This window comes from Brooklawnia propionicigenes, from assembly GCF_030297015.1.
GTDB lineage: Bacteria > Actinomycetota > Actinomycetes > Propionibacteriales > Propionibacteriaceae > Brooklawnia > Brooklawnia propionicigenes.
In genome coordinates this window covers 2083582-2099346 of sequence record NZ_AP028056.1, presented here as the reverse complement: position 1 = coordinate 2099346, position 15765 = coordinate 2083582, and the positions used below count along the sequence as shown (strand labels likewise).

Sequence of the window (15765 nt, the reverse complement as noted above, 5' to 3'; positions counted from 1 at the left end):
CAGGTCGAAACTAGACCGTCGTCCGCCGACCGGGACCCAGCGCTGCGAACGGATCAGTGACCTGGTACTCGTTCGAAGTGAACTTCCAGGTGCTCGGCGGACGCCCGCCGCGGGCCCCAGACCCGGCGAGAGTGCCGACCCGTTCGATCTGCCCGCGGCGCTGGAGCACCCGCAGGAGGTTGGTGACGTCCACCTCGTGACCGAGGGCTGCCTCGTAGATGCCACGCAGGCTCGCCATCGTGAACTCGGCCGGAGCCAGCGCGAACGCGATATTTGTGTATGAGAACTTGCCGCGAAGCCGCTTCAGCGCGCTCTCGATGACCAGGTGGTGATCGAAAGCCATCTCCGGCAGATCGGTCACGTCCACCCAGACCGCTTCAGAAACCAACGACAGCTCGGCGTCGCTCGGCACCAGGCCCAGATACGCGGTGGCGATGGTGCGTTCGAAGGGGTCCCGTTCGGGATCGGAGTAGGTCTCCAGCTGCTCGCGGTGCGCGAGTCCGGCAAGCCCGAGCTGACTGGCCAGATGGCGGGTAACCGCGTCCTCCATCGACTCGTCCACCTCGACGGGGCCACTGGGCAGGGCCAGCTCACCGGCGAACGGCTCATGTTCGCGGCGCCGGACGAGCACCTTGAGCCGCGCCTGCTCACCATCCGCGGCACGGAGCACGACGGCGAGCACCTCGTGGCGATACTTCGCCACCCCCGTCCGGTCTCTGAAAGGTGCTCTCTTCACGACGCATATGCTACAGTTCAGATGTTTTCGACTATCCGTCGAAAAGTTCTCGTCTCTGAATCGGATAGGGAGCCTTCTGATGACGACCACAGTTCTGCCGCCCTCGGCGCCAAATGTGACACCTTCGGCGCCAACCTCGACACCTTCAGCACCAACCATCGACAACGACTTCGAGCAGTGGGCCGACCGGGTACGCCGGGCAGCACGCAAGCAGGACGCGGTCATCTTGGCGCACAACTACCAGGACCCCGCGATTCAAGACGTCGCCGATCACGTGGGTGATTCCTTGGCGCTGTCGCGGATCGCTGCCGAGTGCGATGCGTCCACGATCGTCTTCGCCGGTGTGCACTTCATGGCCGAGACCGCCAAGATTCTCTCCCCTGACAAGCGGGTGCTCATCCCGGACGCGAAAGCCGGCTGCTCACTGGCCGATTGCATCACCGCCGATCAGCTGCGCGAATGGAAGGCCCAGCACCCCGGCGCAGTGGTGGTCAGCTACGTCAACACCACCGCTGCCGTGAAGGCCGAGACCGACATCTGCTGCACGTCGTCGAATGCTCTTGAGGTGGTCCGCTCGATTCCGGCGGACACCGAGGTGCTGTTCTGCCCCGACCAGTTCCTCGGCGCGCATGTGCGCCGCACGCTGGGCCGCGACAACATCCACACCTGGATGGGCGAATGCCACGTGCACGCCGACATCTCGCCCAGCGATCTCATCGATCAGGTGCACGCCAACCCGGACGCCGAGTTGTTCGTCCACCCCGAGTGCGGCTGCACCACCAGCGCGCTATGGCTGGCCGGACGGGGCGAGTTGCCCGCCGAGCGCACCCACATCCTGTCCACCGGGGGCATGCTGACCGCAGCCCGCGCCACCACCTCGGCGACGGTGCTGGTGGCCACCGAGGTGGGCATGCTGCATCAGCTGCGCCAGGTCAACGGGCTCACCGACTTCGAGCCGGTCAATCCTCGCGCGATCTGCCCGTTCATGAAGATGACCACCCGCGACAAGCTGCTGAGCTGCATCGAGGAGGGCCACGACGAGGTCACCGTCGACCCGGCAATCGCCGCCAAGGCGCGCCGGGCCGTCGAGCGAATGATCAGCATCGGCAACCCGGGCGGTGGTGAGTGATGAACGGCGCGCAACTGCCGAGCGCAGAGGTCTCGTGGACGCGCCACTGCGATGTCGTGGTGGTAGGCACCGGCGCTGCCGGCTTGTCGGCGGTGGTCGGCCTGCTTGCGGCGGGACTTGATGTCGCAGTCGTCACTCGCGGCGAGATCACCGACTCCAGCACCGATTGGGCCCAAGGCGGGCTGGCCGCGGTCTGGTCGCCCGATGACGATGCCGAGCTTCACCTCAATGACACTCTGGTCGCCGGGGCCGGGCTGTGCGACGAGGACGCTGTGCGCGATCTGGTCGTCCATGCCCCGGATGCGTTGCGGCGGCTGATCGGGCTGGGCGCCCACTTCGATACCGACGCCAGCGGTGCCATCGACCTGCACCTGGAGGGCGGCCACCACGCCCGCCGGATTCTGCACGCCGGCGGGGATCAGTCCGGTCACGAGGTGGAACGTACCCTCATCGATTCCGTGCTCGGGAAGCTTGACGTGCTGACCGGCACCCGGCTCGTCGATGTGCTCACCGATGCCGGCCACCAGGCCTGCGGCGTCCGTGTTCTGGACGATCAGTCGCGCATCGGGGAGGTCAGCGCCCGCGCCGTGCTGCTGGCGACCGGCGGCATCGGTCAGCTGTGGCCGACCACCACCAACCCGGAGGTCTCGACTGGCGACGGGTTGGCGGCGGCGCTGCGTGCCGGCGCGGTGATCCGCGACGCCGAGTTCATGCAATTCCATCCGACGATCCTGGTGGTGCCGCCGGCGCATCGGATTCCCGGTGACCGTGGCGTCCTGATCTCTGAGGCCGTGCGCGGCGAAGGCGCATTCCTCATCGACAGCGCCGGACGCCGGGTGATGGCCGGGGTCCACCCGCTCGCCGATCTCGCGCCGCGCGATGTGGTCTCCGCCGCCGAGCAGGCCCACATGGCCGCCACCGGAGAAGACCATCTGTTCCTCGACGCCACCGGCTTCGGAGCCGAGCGCTGGGAGACCTCTTTCCCGTCGATTCTGGCCATGTGCCGCGAGCGCGGAGTGGACCCGGTTACTGAGCCCATCCCAGTAAGGCCGGGCGCGCATTACCATTGCGGCGGGGTGGCGGCCACGATGTCGGGCGTCACCAGCGTGCCGGGGCTCCGGGTGATCGGCGAGGCGGCCTGCACCGGTGTCCAGGGGGCCAACCGGCTGGCGTCCAATTCGCTGACCGAAGCATTGGTGATGGGCGAACGTGCGGCGGCCGAACTCGCGGTCGATCTTCGTTCGCGTCCGCTGCCCGGACCGGCTTCCGCCCGCCCGGCCGCCGGATTGCGAGCTGCCGAGGTGGTCGACGACATCCGGGAGGCCATGGCTGATCATGTGTCGGTGCTGCGGGATGCCGTCGGACTGGCTGATGCCCTCAGGGTGCTGGCCGATCTGCCTGCTGCCCCTCGACTCGACGATGCCGTGCTGACCGCAACCAATGCGGCGCAGGTAGCCCAGCTCGTCGCGACGGCTGCCGCCGAACGCACCGAGTCGCGCGGCTGCCACCGGCGCAGTGATTACACGCAGCGCCGCGAGACGTGGCGACTTCACATCGATCAGCAGCTCGACGAGGCCGGCCAGGTCGTCCTCAGCTTCACCGACCCGATCTGCGGTCACCAGGTGGCGGCATGACCCGCCAGCGCGTCGGCGCCTGGGGGGTCGCTCTGGAGGACGCCGGCCTCGATACCGCCCTCGTCCTCGAGGTCATCAACCGGACGCTGGACGAGGACCTGTCCTGGGGCCCGGACGTCACGACCGGCGCCATCTTCGGGCCCACGCAGCGTGGCCGGGCGCGGGTGGTCTCCCGGCAGGCCGGCTGCCTGGCCGGGGTCCCGGTAGCCGCCGCTGCCCTGCATGTGCTCGCCGACCGCAATGGCGATGACGCGTCCACCTCGATATTGATCAGCGATGGCAACAGGGTGCGTCCAGGAGACGCGGTCTTGGAGATCGAGGCCCCGCTTCGGACCCTGCTGACTGCCGAGCGCACGCTGCTCAACCTGCTCGGACAGTTGTCGGGGGTGGCCACCGCCACCGCTGCCTGGGTCGACGCCCTCGGAGACTCGGGGGTCCGCGTGCGGGATACCCGCAAGACCGTCCCGGGGCTGCGCGTGCTGCAGAAGTATGCGGTGCGGTGCGGCGGTGGCGTCAACCATCGGATGGGACTGGGAGATGCGGCCCTCATCAAGGACAATCACGTGGCCGCCGCGGGGTCCATCACCGCGGCACTTGAGGCGGTTCGCGCTCATGCTCCCGGCGTGACCTGCGAGGTGGAGTGCGACACCCTCGACCAGGTCCGCGAAGCAGTGGCGGCAGGTGCCCAGTTGGTGCTGCTCGACAACATGCCCGCGGACGAAATGGCCCAGGCCGTGCAGATCGCCCGGCCGGCCGGCGTGATGACCGAGGCATCCGGAGGGCTCACCCTGCCCGACGCCCCCGCGGTCGCAGCCACCGGCGTCGACTACGTCGCTGTGGGCGCGTTGACCCACTCGGCCGTCGTCCTCGATCTCGGCCTGGACATGGTTTGAGGCCCAGGCCCCGCTGCTGTCTGCCGCAGAGCCTGCATCGACGAACGGGCACGGGTCGATGGACAGCTGCTGTCTGAGCCATTCGTTGGCGATGGCGATTTGGACGGTGCTGCTGCCCACGAAGCGCGAGTCCGTCCCCGTCGCGTCCCCCGTCCACCACCTCCCAAACGCTCGCCGTAAGTAAGTTCGCTCACGTTCCAACAGAAGCGAACTGCCTTACGGCGAGCGGATTGTACGGACGGCGAGCGTTTGGGACCGACAGCCTTCAGCATGGACGCGCTCACCCGCGCTCCCCCATGCCCCTCACTGGCCCTGCCGCCCCTCGGCAACGAACTCGGCGATCACGATGACCAGGCTGACTCCGATCCAGCCCCCGATCGAATTCGCCACCACGTCGCCAAAGCTGGAGTACCGCCGCGGCAACACCACGAACTGCGCACACTCAATGACCGCAGACAACAACGGCAGCACGACGAACCCGATCCACCGTCGCGCGGGCGGTAACGCCAGCGCCAGCACCACCCCGAGCGGGATGAACATGACAATGTTCGACACCGTCTCCAGCTCGCTGTAGCCGAACGACTCCGAAACCCCGATCCGGTGAAGAACTGACAACACAGCCGCAACCCAGGCACCGCGCCCCTGATCGACCGGCGTAGGGCTGGAGTGTTCCCGATAAAGTGGATAGCTGTTTAGGCTGCGAGTTCAAGTATGTTTCTGTAGCCTAGCTCATATTCTTGCGGTGTCAAGTATCCGAGCGTTGAATGGCGACGAGTCTGGTTGTAGTATTCCTCAATCCAAGAAAACGTGTACTTCTTCAGAGTCTTGAGGTCTGGCCAAGGCCGGGTATGGATGAGTTCCTTCTTGTAGGTCGCGAAGAACGATTCCGCGACGGCGTTATCGTAACAAATCCCGGTACGGCCCAATGATCGACGAATCTTGTGTTTCCGACAGTACTTAGCAAAATCCGTCGACGTATACTGCGTCCCACGGTCCGAATGAAAAATCACGCGTGTCCGAGGCTGGCGATGAACCCGAGCCATATCTAAAGCATCAGTGACCAACGAGGTACGCATATGGTCATCGACAGCCCAGCCCACCACCTTCCTGGAATACAGGTCGATCACCGTCGCCAGATAAGCCCAGCCATTCCACGTCTTGACATACGTGATATCACCGCACCACTTCTCGTTCGGTGCCGACGCCTCGAACCTTCGACCGATCAGGTCTGGGGCTGGCACCGGATGCTCGCCAGCCACCGTGGTTCGCCGCCACGCCGCGGGATGACGGCCCTGGACACCCAGCGCCCGCATCAGCCGCCATACCCGCTTGCGCGATACCCGGTGCCCGCCAGCAGCGAGTTCGGCATGAATGCGTCGGACCCCAGGCCGGCCCGGGCTGCTGGCGTGAAAATGTCGAATCAATCCCATCAGCAGATCGTCTTGGTCGTGCCTGGCCGAAACCCGATGGCCCCGCCACTTGTAATAGCCCGAGGTCGACACCTGGAGTTCCCGACACATGAACACCACCGGATAAACGCCCTGATCAGCCCAGTCCGCGATCGCAGCAAACTTCACTGCTGGTCTTTCGCGAACCAGGTCGCCACTTTTTTTGCGAAACTGGCCTGCATCTGGAGATGAGCGTTTTCGTCCAGCAGTCTCTGGTAATCCGCGCGGAGCTGTTCGAGCTCGGCCCGTTCCGAGCGGGTCAAAGGCTCGTCCGGGTCACGCTGCTCATCGCGCAAGTCTCGTTCTTTCTTCACCCATTTCCCTAACGTCTTCTCGAGGACGCCGATATTCCGTGCCGCCTCAGCGATCGACCGCCCATCATCCAACACCAACGCCACCGCGTTAGCTTTGTACTCCGCCGTGAAATGCCTCCGCGTAGATCCCATAATTAGGTCCCCTTCACCCTATCGGGAACCGCAAACCTCACCAGTGTCCACCAAACCGGGAACGGTCCAGGCTCAGCGTGATCGCAAGCACCAGCCCGAGGAGCACAAGAAAGCCCACGACACTCGCGCGTCGGGCTGAAGTCACCTCCCCAGGCTAGTCGGACGCTGGCGCCACAAACTCCACCTCACTACGGGCGGACGAACACCCCACCCCAGACGGCCGCCCCCAACCAGACGACCACCCCCACCCACACCCGGTCCGCCAACCCGAGGAAAACCCTGCAGCACGCTGAAGTCGCGATCCTTGGGTCAGGTTATCTACGACAGTCGCAGATAATCAGACCCAAGAATGCGGATTGGCCATCCCCAACCGGCGTCCGCGCCAGATCGTGGCAGAACTCCGCCCCTGCGATTCGCCAGCGGGTCGACCCGCGCCGACTACGTCGCCGCGATCGCCCAGGGTGGCCGGTCGAATCCCCGGCAATATTGGTGCATGTCCATGACCGCGGCAACGCCCGAGACGCTCGCCCTCCGCGGGCTTCTTGATGCGCGCCGCGAGGAATTCCAGGCTGTTCGGTAGCCCGGCGACGACCTTATCTACCGCCCCTGAGGAGATCTGGCCACTGCAGTCTGGCCCCAGCACCCTTGACCACGGTACTGCCCGCGGTACCATGGGGATGTGGCGACCGTCGACAAGCTCGTGAAAGCGATGCGGGAAAACCCACAAAACGTGCGCTACGACGACCTCCACAAGGTCTGCGAGCACTACTTCGGTCCACCCCGTCGAACCGGCGGATCGCACGCGGTGTTCAAGACTCCTTGGCCGGGCGATCCCCGGGTGAACATCCAGAACAGCAACGGCAAGGCCAAGGCCTATCAGGTGCACCAGGTACTGGCCGCAATCGACAAGAAGGAGGCGAAGTGATGGCCCAGACCCAGACTGCCGACGTGTCCCGCTACACCTACCGGGTGACGTGGTCGATCGAAGACGGTGAGTTCGTCGCCACCTGCGCCGAGTTCCCCTCGCTGTCATGGCTCGCCGACTCCCAAGCGGCCGCACTCCAGGGGCTCGTCGACCTGATCGCCGACACCGTGGCCGATCTCACGGCAGAGGGCGCGGCCGTCCCGGAACCGCTGTCGGAACGGAGCTACTCGGGCAAGTTCAACCTCCGGGTCGGGGAAAGCCTGCATCGCCGGCTCGCGATCCAAGCCGCCGAGGAACACCTCAGCCTCAACCAGTACGTCGTGCGACGCCTCTCAGAAGCCTCCTGAGACCATCAGGAATATGAGCCCGTGCGCTCCTGAAGCGTGCGGGCGATCGGCGTGAACCCACGCGATCGGCACCTTAACCTGGTCCCCGCGGAGGAGCCTGTATTCATCAGAGGTCTCCCAGGCGACGCGGACGATGACCGCCGACCTCCGCTGTCACAGCCCGCCCCTAGACTGGCTTCCGACGACGAGGTGTACGACGAAGCGGCGCGCACCAGATGGACCGGGGGTAGGCGGGAGCGTGTCCGAGCAGGGCGAAGTTCTGCAATGCGAGCAGGCGATCAACCGGAGGTACCAAGAGGTCTTGGCGACCATGCCGGAGTACATCGCGATCGACGATGCTCGGGTGCAGTTACATCGTGCGGTGCCTGGCCCGCTCACCGGACGGGTGCGAATGCGCTACCCGGGAGACGATGAGGACGACAGCTTCTACGTGGGACCGACCCATGCGCGCATCGACCTGGGCGGGGGCCGCGAAACGCAGGTGGTCAGCTGGGTGGCCCCGGCGGCGGCGGCCTTCTTCGAGCGGCACTACGAGGCCGGGTTGGTCAAGGTCCGCCGGCACCTCGACTCGGACGGCCACGACCTGACACGCGCCTGGGACGAATGGCTGACCGACCCCGACGGCATCGCCTTCGACGGCGACCCGGTCGCGCAAACGGAGGAACCCGGCACCGCCTCGACGGCCGAGGACGCATTGCGTGAGCGGCTACTTGCCCCGCGAACCCCGCTCACCGCGCTGCTCGGCATGCTGCAGCCCGAGCAGTACGCGCTGGTGGCCGCCGACCCGACTTCGTCCCTGGTGGTGCAGGGCCACGCCGGCACCGGCAAGACCGTAGTGGCCACCCACCGAGCCGCCTGGCTGACTCACGCCGAGCGAGAGCAGCGGCTCAGAAACGTCCTGTTGCTGGGGCCCACCCCCACCTGGGCCAGTCACATCGCGCCGGTCATCAGCGAGCTGGCTACACCGGACACCGTCATCGTCCGCTCGTTTGGGCAGGTACTCGCCCAGGTACTCAGCGCGAACTCGAATCCGCCGCACAAGCCATCTCGCAGCGCAGACGTGGTGCACGCCACATCAGAGCAGCTGGGCAGGACGCTCGCCACCGTGGTCGCCAATCAGTTGCGTACCGATCCCGAACTCACTCCCGCCAAGGCGTACACCGCGTTCCTCAAGACCAATCGGGTGGCGCCGCCGAGCGGCACCCGCCAGGACTTCCTCGAATGGCGCGAGGCCCTGCCTCGTAGGTTCGACGAGGCGCTGGCCGACGACCGCCTGTGGCCGCTGCTGGCATACCTGGTCGTCCTGCTGGGCGAACCCGAGGGCCACGCGCATGTGATTGTGGACGAAGCGCAAGACCTTCGTCCGCTGGAGTTGATGGTGCTGGCCCGGCTCAATGCAGGCAGCTGGACATTGATCGGCGACATGCGGCAACGGCGCACCAGCCACACCCCCGGCTCGTGGAAGCGGGTCTGCAAGCTGCTCGGCATCGACGACAGCCCCGAAGAACAGCTTTCGGGTGGGTACCGCAGCACTCAGGCGATCATCGACTTCGCGGGTTCGCTGCTGCCGAGGTCGGCCGCGCGGCGCAACCCGGCGATGCTGGGCGCGGGGACGCCGCCCCGCGTGGTGAACGCGTCCGCCGCCGAGCCGAGCCTTCCGCAGGTAGTGCTGGACGAGGCAATTCTCCTAGTGGATGCGCATCCTGACGGAACGGTCGCGGTGATCACCGAGCTGGTCGAGGAAGTCGCGAACTGCGCGTACGACCATGGCTGGCAGACCGAGGGAAGCCAGATCTGGACGGACGATCACGGCCGGCGATTCAGCCTACTGAGCTCCGAGCAGGCCCGGGGGTTGGAATTCGACGCCGTCGTGGTTGCCGAGCCCGCGGCGTTCCGGGAGCGGGCCGGGGATTTCGGGCCCCTGTACACGGCGCTGACCCGGGCCAACCTGGAGTTGACCGTGGTGCACCGCCGTTCGCTGCCGCCGCCGCTGATCCGCTACATCCGCGAGCATTCCGACCGATTCTGACCACCCCAAAGCCGATCAAAGGAGACGTCAGCGACGATGACGCACGTGATATCCCTGCTGAATATGAAAGGCGGGGTCGGCAAGACCACCAGCACCGTTATCTTGGGCGAGTTCCTCGCCGGAGAGCTCGGGCGCAAGGTGCTGCTGATCGACATGGATCCGCAGATCAGCCTGTCGATCACGATGCTGGGCGAGAAGCAGTGGCTGCTCCTCAACGGGAACCGCTTCACACTGGCGCAGTTGTTCGTCGACGCTCTGCACGAGGACGACGAGCCCCGCTTCAACCTTGGCCAGACGCTGCAGCGCGATGCCTCGAATGTCAAGAACGTCTGCGACCTCGACCTGCTGCCGTCGTCCCTGGACATCATCCCGGAACTGCCCCACCTGGAGGCGATCAGCGCCGCGGCGCGGTCGGCGGACCCGCCGGTCTGGGAGATCTTCCGTCAGGGTATCGAGCCGATCTTGGACGACTATGACTATGTGCTGGTCGACTGCCCGCCCAACCTTGGGGTGATGACGATGAGCGCGCTGCGAATCAGTGCTGGCTACGTCATTCCAACCATCCCGGATGTGCTGTCGACCTACGGCATCTCGGCCGTGCAACGCGAGGTGAAGAGATTCGCCAAGACCGCGGGCATCGCGGAGCCGGAAGCACTCGGCACGATCATCACCAAGAATCAACGAGGCATCGGGGTGCACAAAGGTCAGCTCGCCCGGCTGAAGAACGATCCCGATATTCCGCCGCTACTGTATCCGCCAATACCGCAGAGCAATCAGATCGCCGGATCAGTCGAAGGCGATTACAGAACCCTGAAGAGCAAGTACAGCCGAAACAACTACGACGACCTGTTTGATCTGGCCGAGGCATTTCGGCAGCGCATTGAGGAGGGCGAATGAGTTCGGCATCGAAGCGGCAAGCCAAAGCGCAGATCCGGCGGGCAACCGCAGCACTGAATGCGCTTGCCGAACGCGATGAGCAGAGTGCGGTTCTCGCTGCCCAGCTCGCCGGCTTGGTGGCCGTACTCGCCGAAACAGCCACCGATGGGACGCAGTTCAACGCTGGACTCGTCACAGCGCTCGCGGGGCCGGTGGGCCCGAAAGTGGCCGGCGAAACCCACGTCGCGAAGGCCGCCGAAGCACCGGACGTAGCAGCTGCACCCGATGCGACGACGGTGTCCCAGGCATCCGGTCAGGACGAGGCAGTCGATGATCAGCGGCGCCGACTGAATGCGATGACCGTGGCACAGCTGCGGGCGCTGATCAAGGAGCAGAGGATCCCGCACCCGCAGATCTCAGCTCTGTCCAAGGCCAAGAAGGCGGACCTGATCGAGACCATCGCCGCAGATACACCGCTGGCCGGCCAACAAGCTGGCGGCAAGCGCAAACGTATGCCCAGCGTGCTCGACCCGTACGCGCTGGCCCGCCAAGAGGGCGAGGCCGCGCTCCGGGCACGGCTTGGCGACCTCGACGTCGACCAACTCAAGGATCTGGTGCACGACTACGGGATGGACTACGACCACCGAGCGATGCGCTGGACCGACCAGCAACGCCTGATCGGCCGCATCATCGAACGAGTCGACTTCGGTACCACGCAGGGATCGGCCTTCCGAGACGCGGCGCTCCCGGAGAACCCGTAACCACGTCACTCACCAGCACGTTCGGCACCTGCTCAGGAGCACAAGGGAGGAACCCGACCGGCTAGGCTGCTCACTCGGTCGCCATTCGTGATGGGAGTTCAAATGGAAGACCCCCTGGACCAGGTGGTGCTGCTCAACGAGGACGGCCAGCCGATCGGCAGCTACCCGCGGCAGAAGGTTCACAGTTCCGAGACACCGTTGCATTTGGCTTTCTCGTCCTATCTGTTCGATCCTGCTGGCCGGTTGCTACTGACACGCCGAGCGCTGAGCAAACGGACTTGGCCAGGGGTGTGGACGAACTCCTGCTGCGGACATCCTCGCCCAGCCGAACAAATGGCCGACGCAATCCGGCGCCGTGTAGTAGTCGAGCTGCAAGTGCATCCAACTGAACTGTGGTGTCTGCTTCCAGAATTCAGATATCGGGCGCGTGACGCCAATGGACTGGTGGAGAACGAGATCTGCCCGGTATGGGCAGGCATCATTGATCCGGCCGACATTCAGCCCAATACCAACGAAGTCGCCGAAGTCAGCTGGGCGCAGTGGGACGACTTCGTGACTGCAATCCGTGCCTTTCCCGCGGGCTTCAGCCCCTGGGCCGTGGACCAGGTCGCGCAGCTGGGTGGAACTCACCCGATGAGCCACCCATCGGCGCCACGATAGGAGTTCCGCGAGCTGGGTCCTGGCGCTTCCAGGGGTCACCCGCGGAGCTGACGGGCCCGTTCGGCCCTCGAAGAACGCGCTGCTGGATCTCTTGGGGAACAGACTGATTAACCCTGTTCTGGGCCACTTTGCCCAGGGCTCGAAGCGGCGGCGTGCCTAATCTTCTTCACCTGCGGCATTGGATCGATCCAAACCCGCTAAATCGGCAGTTCTGGGCTCAACTGAAGAAGATCTGTCACGCCACCGCGATCGCATCCGATCCCGAGTCTCCTGGCCGGAACGTGGAAGGTTCGGCCGCAGCCGGTCGAAATCAGACGTACTACATCGTCTGACATCAGGTATCATGGAACGATGAGTGAGGAACTCATCTGGGACGACGAGTCGGCCACCTACATCCGCCTACGACAGAACCGCTACCCCGGCGCCATAGGCATCCAACCGGCTTGGACGCAAGAGGTGATGGCGGACGCCGACCTAGCGGCATTGGAGCCGGACCCGAAGTCACGAATGGGCGCCTCACGATTCGTCGGCTACTCCCCGACTGCAGGCCGGGTATTAGTGGTGATCGCGTTCCGCGACACCGACGGAGACCTACATGGCATCAACGCGTGGCCAGCCAGCGGCGCGGACCTCAAGATCTACCGGAAAGAAGCAACCAATGGCCAAGACGATTGACCCAGCGTTCAGGGACGCGCTCCGCGAGGAGTCCGAGCACACAAGGGACGAGCCCTACCCCGACATCACACCGACCCGACCGAACAGGTCTCGGGTCTACTCCATCCGCCTCAGCCCCGAAGAACAAACCCGCGTAGAAAAGGCCGCCCGCGACAAGCACCTCCCGCCCTCGACACTCGTGAGGGCTTGGATACTCGAACGGCTCGAACAAGAGAGCGCCTGATACGGCTGATCATGTCCGTCTCCCGGACAACCTCACTATCGCTCGCGTACGCGCCGGACGCGACGCGCTCCTTCAATGCCTCGGCCATGCCAGGGCTCGAAGCGGCGGCGTGCCTAATCTTCTTCACCTGCGGCATTGGATCGATCCAAACCCACCAAATCGGCAGTTGTGGACTCAACTGAAGAAGATCTGTCACGCCACCGCGATCGCATCCGATCCCGAGTCTCCTAACCGATCGCGGAGCATGGGAGGTTTGGCGATAAACGATCGAAATCAAACGTAGTACATCGTCTGACATCATGGAACGATGAGCGAGGAACTCATCGAGGACGACGAGTCGGCCACCTGTTCACCTCGCCGCTGTCGAACCTTGCGGTCCATCACAAGAGCACCGCCTCACGGCGGATGTCGTCATCGATCCTCGGCTTCAGGCCGCCCCACGTCACGAGGTCGATCTCGCGATCCAGTACCTGTTCAAGGAGCGCCTTGAAGCGCGCGAACGCGAACCCACTCGTGCCCGCAGGTGCTTCGACCAGGAGGTCGATGTCGGAGTCGGGTCGAGCTTGACGGCGGGCGACCGATCCGAAGACAGCCAACTTGGAGTAGCCGTGTTCAGCAGCCAAAGCCCTAAGAACCGGCCCAGCGGCATCAAGCAGAGTCTCGGGATGGACCTCGCCGAGCCCGGGCGCGAACTTGAGCTGCTGACTCACTGCTGGCTGACTGATCCGGAGCGCTTCGGCGACTTGGCGCTGGCTCATCCCAGTGGCAAGCATGGCCCGCAGTGCGATAGCACGCCGAAGCCGCGCGGCGTCTTCATCGCGCCGAGCGTTCTGATACTCCGCCAGGAGGGTCATAAGACGATCTTATCGGGTCCTCGCGGGTCACTCAGCGAAAGCAAAGGTCGACGTGGGCGATTAGAGAAGCAACGCGAGTCCGCCCGCGCCAAATTCAACAGTCGCCTGAACTGGCTCAAGATGGAAGCCCCTCATGAGCACAAGCGGCGCCTCCGATCACCGGCCTGAGTATTCGCACTCGTGAGGGCCACTGAGCGCGAAGAATCTGGTCAACGACGCCTGAGTCCCCATTCGTACAGCGACGAACGCCGATCCCAGAGATCATCGGTCGCGCATATAGGGTGTGCAGGATTACCTGCAACGACCGTGTTCGGTGCGACGTCTTTCGTGACCACGGAACCCGCACCCACGATGGCGCCGTCTCCGATTGTGATGCCTGGAAGCACGATCGTGCCGATTCCCAGGAACGCGCGAGCACCGATGCGGATGGGCGCCGTGCGGCTTATCTCCCGCTCCGATTCCCCGAATCGACTCTCTGCAACCCGGTCCAAACTGAAGTCGTGCGTGAGCAAGAAGACACCGTGGCAGATCACGCAACGGTTTCCGAGAGATATGGCCCCGGGAAAGCCAAGATCAAAGTTTGTCTGAGGACTCACCCACAGCGGACTGCCGTCGACTTCGACTCCACATCTCCTTAAGAGAATGACCGTCAGCTGACGGTAGCGAGTCTGGCTGAATCTGTCGACCAGACTGACGGCCCTCAGAAACCTCGCGGGATTCATGTCATGTTCCCTCCCATTCTCTCGCCACCCGCGATGATTCTAAGCTGCCGATGCACAAGCCAGCCCTCGCACCCAGAAGTCATCGCGATCCGGGCTGCACGACCGGGTCAACCTTGGGATCGCAGCCGCGACACCGCGACTTGTTCACGCGCCCCCCAGCAGGCATCACGGCATCCACGGCCTGCCGCAGATCAGCGAGAAGATCGTCGGCATCCTCGAGCCCGACAGAAAGCCGCAAATGACCGAACCGACGGAAGTGTTCAGGGTAGTGCTCCCACCCACCCCGGCCGGTCGGACCCACCTGGACGATCAGCGACTCGTCATGGCCGAGCGAAACCGCTGACATGATCACCGAAATACCAGTGCCACACATCGCTGGGGCAGACTTGCACTTCTGCACGGCCTCTAGCACGGGATCCAATTGGGAGGAAATGGCGCAAGGGAGGTCAGATGGATTCTCGTGTCGCGAAGCATCGCGCCTTCCGCCCCGGGAACTTGGTATCAATTCGGTGCGGTTACTGTCCGAGGAACGCATCAAGCTCGTCGTTGACGGCGCGCATGCCGTGATCACCCCTCCGAGACCGAAGGACTGGTCCGCCTGGCCATCCTCGGCGGTGGAGCTTGGGCGGCGGACAAATGCGCCGAAGGAACCCGGCATGAACTCGCTCGAGACGCCTTCGCTGGCTCTTGGTCAGTGCCGGGCCAGCGTTGACGCACCAACCGAAGTTAGTAAGTAAAGATGGCTTGACTTGAATACTAAAGTGCCCTAGACTTATAGTCGTGAAGCGCAGGGACTTGATGAAGCAGCTCGCGGTGATCGCCAAGGATGCGAACCAGACGATGGCCATTACTGAGGGCGGAAGCCACACTCGAGTCCAGATCGGTGAGAACGTCACCTATGTGCCTCGTCACAGCGAGGTCAACGAGATGACAGCCAAGGCGATCATCAAGCAAGCGAAGGGGATGTGATGGCGACCATCATTGCGAAGGCCACTCGCTCGGGCGAGTGGTGGGCGGTGGAGTTCGAGGGACCAGCTGGCCAGCGCTTCACTCAGGCCAAGCGTTTGGATCAGGTAGAGGCGATGGTTCGCGATATCTGCGACATGGACGGCGTTGAGGTTGATGCGGTTCAGGTCGATCCGGTTGTCGGCGATGTCGAGATGGAAGCAGTCGTTAGCTATCGCGAAGCTGCCGAGGCGGCCGCGCAAGCGAAGGCGCAGGCGTCCCTGGCCTCGCGGGCTGCGGTGTCGCGGTTGCGCGCCGAGGGTCTGAGTGTGCGAGATGTTGCGGCGCTGATGGGTGTTACACCGCAGCGCGTGTCTCAGCTGGCGGGCTGAAGCGACACGCCCATAGCGACGAGGTGCGCGCCGCGACCGTGAAGCGCCTTGGTCTGTTATCCGCATGAAC

The 15765-nt window shown here is 64.4% G+C and carries 19 protein-coding genes; 13 read left to right on the top strand and 6 right to left on the bottom strand.

Features of this window, described 5'->3' with window-relative positions:
• Positions 1-10: 10 nt before the first annotated feature.
• Entirely contained in the window at positions 11-736 is a 726-nt protein-coding gene (locus tag QUE25_RS09545) for an NUDIX hydrolase (protein WP_286264408.1), read from the bottom strand.
• A 79-nt stretch (positions 737-815) separates the two neighbouring features.
• Here QUE25_RS09545 and nadA point away from each other — a divergent pair, with 79 nt between their 5' ends.
• Genes nadA through nadC form a run of 3 tightly spaced genes read left to right on the top strand, consistent with a single transcriptional unit; the run spans position 816 to position 4392 of the window.
• On the top strand, positions 816-1865 hold the full coding sequence (gene nadA / locus QUE25_RS09540) for a quinolinate synthase NadA (protein ID WP_286264406.1): 1050 nt from the start codon (positions 816-818) through the stop codon (positions 1863-1865).
• Entirely contained in the window at positions 1865-3499 is a 1635-nt protein-coding gene (gene nadB / locus QUE25_RS09535; RefSeq protein ID WP_286264404.1) for an L-aspartate oxidase, read from the top strand. The genes nadA and nadB overlap by 1 nt, the downstream gene beginning before the upstream one ends.
• On the top strand, positions 3496-4392 hold the full coding sequence (nadC, locus tag QUE25_RS09530; RefSeq protein ID WP_286264402.1) for a carboxylating nicotinate-nucleotide diphosphorylase: 897 nt from the start codon (positions 3496-3498) through the stop codon (positions 4390-4392). The genes nadB and nadC overlap by 4 nt, the downstream gene beginning before the upstream one ends.
• Before the next feature lie 303 nt (positions 4393-4695).
• Here the strand turns inward: nadC and QUE25_RS09525 are convergent, their stop codons facing one another.
• The 3 genes from QUE25_RS09525 to QUE25_RS09515 form a co-directional block, all read right to left on the bottom strand.
• On the bottom strand, positions 4696-5010 hold the full coding sequence (locus tag QUE25_RS09525; protein WP_286264400.1) for a VanZ family protein: 315 nt from the start codon (positions 5008-5010) through the stop codon (positions 4696-4698).
• Positions 5011-5084: 74 nt separating this feature from the next.
• Positions 5085-5969: an IS3 family transposase gene (locus QUE25_RS09520; protein ID WP_286264398.1), complete on the bottom strand. Its 885-nt coding sequence runs from the start codon at positions 5967-5969 to the stop codon at positions 5085-5087.
• Positions 5966-6286 carry a transposase gene (locus QUE25_RS09515; protein WP_286263755.1) on the bottom strand — a complete coding sequence of 107 codons (321 nt, stop codon included), beginning with the start codon at positions 6284-6286 and terminating at the stop codon, positions 5966-5968. The genes QUE25_RS09520 and QUE25_RS09515 overlap by 4 nt, the downstream gene beginning before the upstream one ends.
• Before the next feature lie 679 nt (positions 6287-6965).
• Here QUE25_RS09515 and QUE25_RS14860 point away from each other — a divergent pair.
• The 8 genes from QUE25_RS14860 (at position 6966) to QUE25_RS09475 (ending at position 12782) form a co-directional block, all read left to right on the top strand.
• Positions 6966-7211 carry a toxin HicA gene (locus QUE25_RS14860; protein WP_425332704.1) on the top strand — a complete coding sequence of 82 codons (246 nt, stop codon included), beginning with the start codon at positions 6966-6968 and terminating at the stop codon, positions 7209-7211.
• Positions 7211-7558: a type II toxin-antitoxin system HicB family antitoxin gene (locus QUE25_RS09505; RefSeq protein WP_286264395.1), complete on the top strand. Its 348-nt coding sequence runs from the start codon at positions 7211-7213 to the stop codon at positions 7556-7558. Before QUE25_RS14860 ends, QUE25_RS09505 begins: the two co-directional genes overlap by 1 nt.
• 238 nt (positions 7559-7796) lie before the next feature.
• A complete protein-coding gene (locus QUE25_RS09500; protein WP_286264393.1) occupies positions 7797-9587 on the top strand; it encodes an AAA family ATPase in 1791 nt (596 codons plus the stop codon).
• Between the two features lie 36 nt (positions 9588-9623).
• The gene (locus tag QUE25_RS09495; protein ID WP_286264390.1) at positions 9624-10484 is read left to right on the top strand and encodes a ParA family protein; all 861 of its coding nucleotides are present in this window, start codon (positions 9624-9626) and stop codon (positions 10482-10484) included.
• A complete protein-coding gene (locus QUE25_RS09490) occupies positions 10481-11224 on the top strand; it encodes a hypothetical protein (RefSeq protein ID WP_286264388.1) in 744 nt (247 codons plus the stop codon). The genes QUE25_RS09495 and QUE25_RS09490 overlap by 4 nt, the downstream gene beginning before the upstream one ends.
• A 102-nt stretch (positions 11225-11326) precedes the next feature.
• The gene (idi, locus tag QUE25_RS09485) at positions 11327-11884 is read left to right on the top strand and encodes an isopentenyl-diphosphate Delta-isomerase (RefSeq protein WP_286264386.1); all 558 of its coding nucleotides are present in this window, start codon (positions 11327-11329) and stop codon (positions 11882-11884) included.
• Between the two features lie 351 nt (positions 11885-12235).
• A complete protein-coding gene (locus QUE25_RS09480; protein ID WP_286264384.1) occupies positions 12236-12559 on the top strand; it encodes a hypothetical protein in 324 nt (107 codons plus the stop codon).
• Positions 12543-12782 (top strand): DUF6290 family protein, encoded by a 240-nt coding sequence (locus tag QUE25_RS09475; protein WP_286264382.1) that lies wholly within the window; start codon positions 12543-12545, stop codon positions 12780-12782. Before QUE25_RS09480 ends, QUE25_RS09475 begins: the two co-directional genes overlap by 17 nt.
• A gap of 380 nt (positions 12783-13162) precedes the next feature.
• On the opposite strand, the gene QUE25_RS09470 is transcribed toward QUE25_RS09475, so the two are convergent.
• Both QUE25_RS09470 and QUE25_RS09465 read right to left on the bottom strand, forming a co-directional pair.
• Positions 13163-13492, bottom strand: a complete 330-nt coding sequence (locus tag QUE25_RS09470) for a nucleotidyltransferase family protein (protein ID WP_286264380.1) — start codon at positions 13490-13492, stop codon at positions 13163-13165.
• A gap of 353 nt (positions 13493-13845) precedes the next feature.
• Positions 13846-14358 (bottom strand): acyltransferase, encoded by a 513-nt coding sequence (locus tag QUE25_RS09465; RefSeq protein WP_286264378.1) that lies wholly within the window; start codon positions 14356-14358, stop codon positions 13846-13848.
• A gap of 780 nt (positions 14359-15138) precedes the next feature.
• On the opposite strand from QUE25_RS09465, the gene QUE25_RS09460 reads away from it, so the two are divergent.
• Positions 15139-15327 carry a hypothetical protein gene (locus QUE25_RS09460; protein ID WP_286264376.1) on the top strand — a complete coding sequence of 63 codons (189 nt, stop codon included), beginning with the start codon at positions 15139-15141 and terminating at the stop codon, positions 15325-15327.
• The gene (locus QUE25_RS09455; RefSeq protein WP_286264374.1) at positions 15327-15695 is read left to right on the top strand and encodes a helix-turn-helix domain-containing protein; all 369 of its coding nucleotides are present in this window, start codon (positions 15327-15329) and stop codon (positions 15693-15695) included. The genes QUE25_RS09460 and QUE25_RS09455 overlap by 1 nt, the downstream gene beginning before the upstream one ends.
• Positions 15696-15765: the final 70 nt, after the last annotated feature.

What these genes read in the sequence shown, in the direction of transcription:
- nadA (WP_286264406.1), top strand. Translation starts at nt 816, where the DNA reads ATGACGACCACAGTTCTGCCGCCCTCGGCGCCAAATGTGACACCTTCG.
- nadB (WP_286264404.1), top strand. Translation starts at nt 1,865, where the DNA reads ATGAACGGCGCGCAACTGCCGAGCGCAGAGGTCTCGTGGACGCGCCAC.
- nadC (WP_286264402.1), top strand. Translation starts at nt 3,496, where the DNA reads ATGACCCGCCAGCGCGTCGGCGCCTGGGGGGTCGCTCTGGAGGACGCC.
- QUE25_RS09515 (WP_286263755.1), bottom strand. Translation starts at nt 6,286, where the DNA reads ATGGGATCTACGCGGAGGCATTTCACGGCGGAGTACAAAGCTAACGCG.
- QUE25_RS09505 (WP_286264395.1), top strand. Translation starts at nt 7,211, where the DNA reads ATGGCCCAGACCCAGACTGCCGACGTGTCCCGCTACACCTACCGGGTG.
- QUE25_RS09495 (WP_286264390.1), top strand. Translation starts at nt 9,624, where the DNA reads ATGACGCACGTGATATCCCTGCTGAATATGAAAGGCGGGGTCGGCAAG.
- QUE25_RS09490 (WP_286264388.1), top strand. Translation starts at nt 10,481, where the DNA reads ATGAGTTCGGCATCGAAGCGGCAAGCCAAAGCGCAGATCCGGCGGGCA.
- idi (WP_286264386.1), top strand. Translation starts at nt 11,327, where the DNA reads ATGGAAGACCCCCTGGACCAGGTGGTGCTGCTCAACGAGGACGGCCAG.
- QUE25_RS09480 (WP_286264384.1), top strand. Translation starts at nt 12,236, where the DNA reads ATGAGTGAGGAACTCATCTGGGACGACGAGTCGGCCACCTACATCCGC.
- QUE25_RS09475 (WP_286264382.1), top strand. Translation starts at nt 12,543, where the DNA reads ATGGCCAAGACGATTGACCCAGCGTTCAGGGACGCGCTCCGCGAGGAG.
- QUE25_RS09465 (WP_286264378.1), bottom strand. Translation starts at nt 14,358, where the DNA reads ATGAATCCCGCGAGGTTTCTGAGGGCCGTCAGTCTGGTCGACAGATTC.
- QUE25_RS09455 (WP_286264374.1), top strand. Translation starts at nt 15,327, where the DNA reads ATGGCGACCATCATTGCGAAGGCCACTCGCTCGGGCGAGTGGTGGGCG.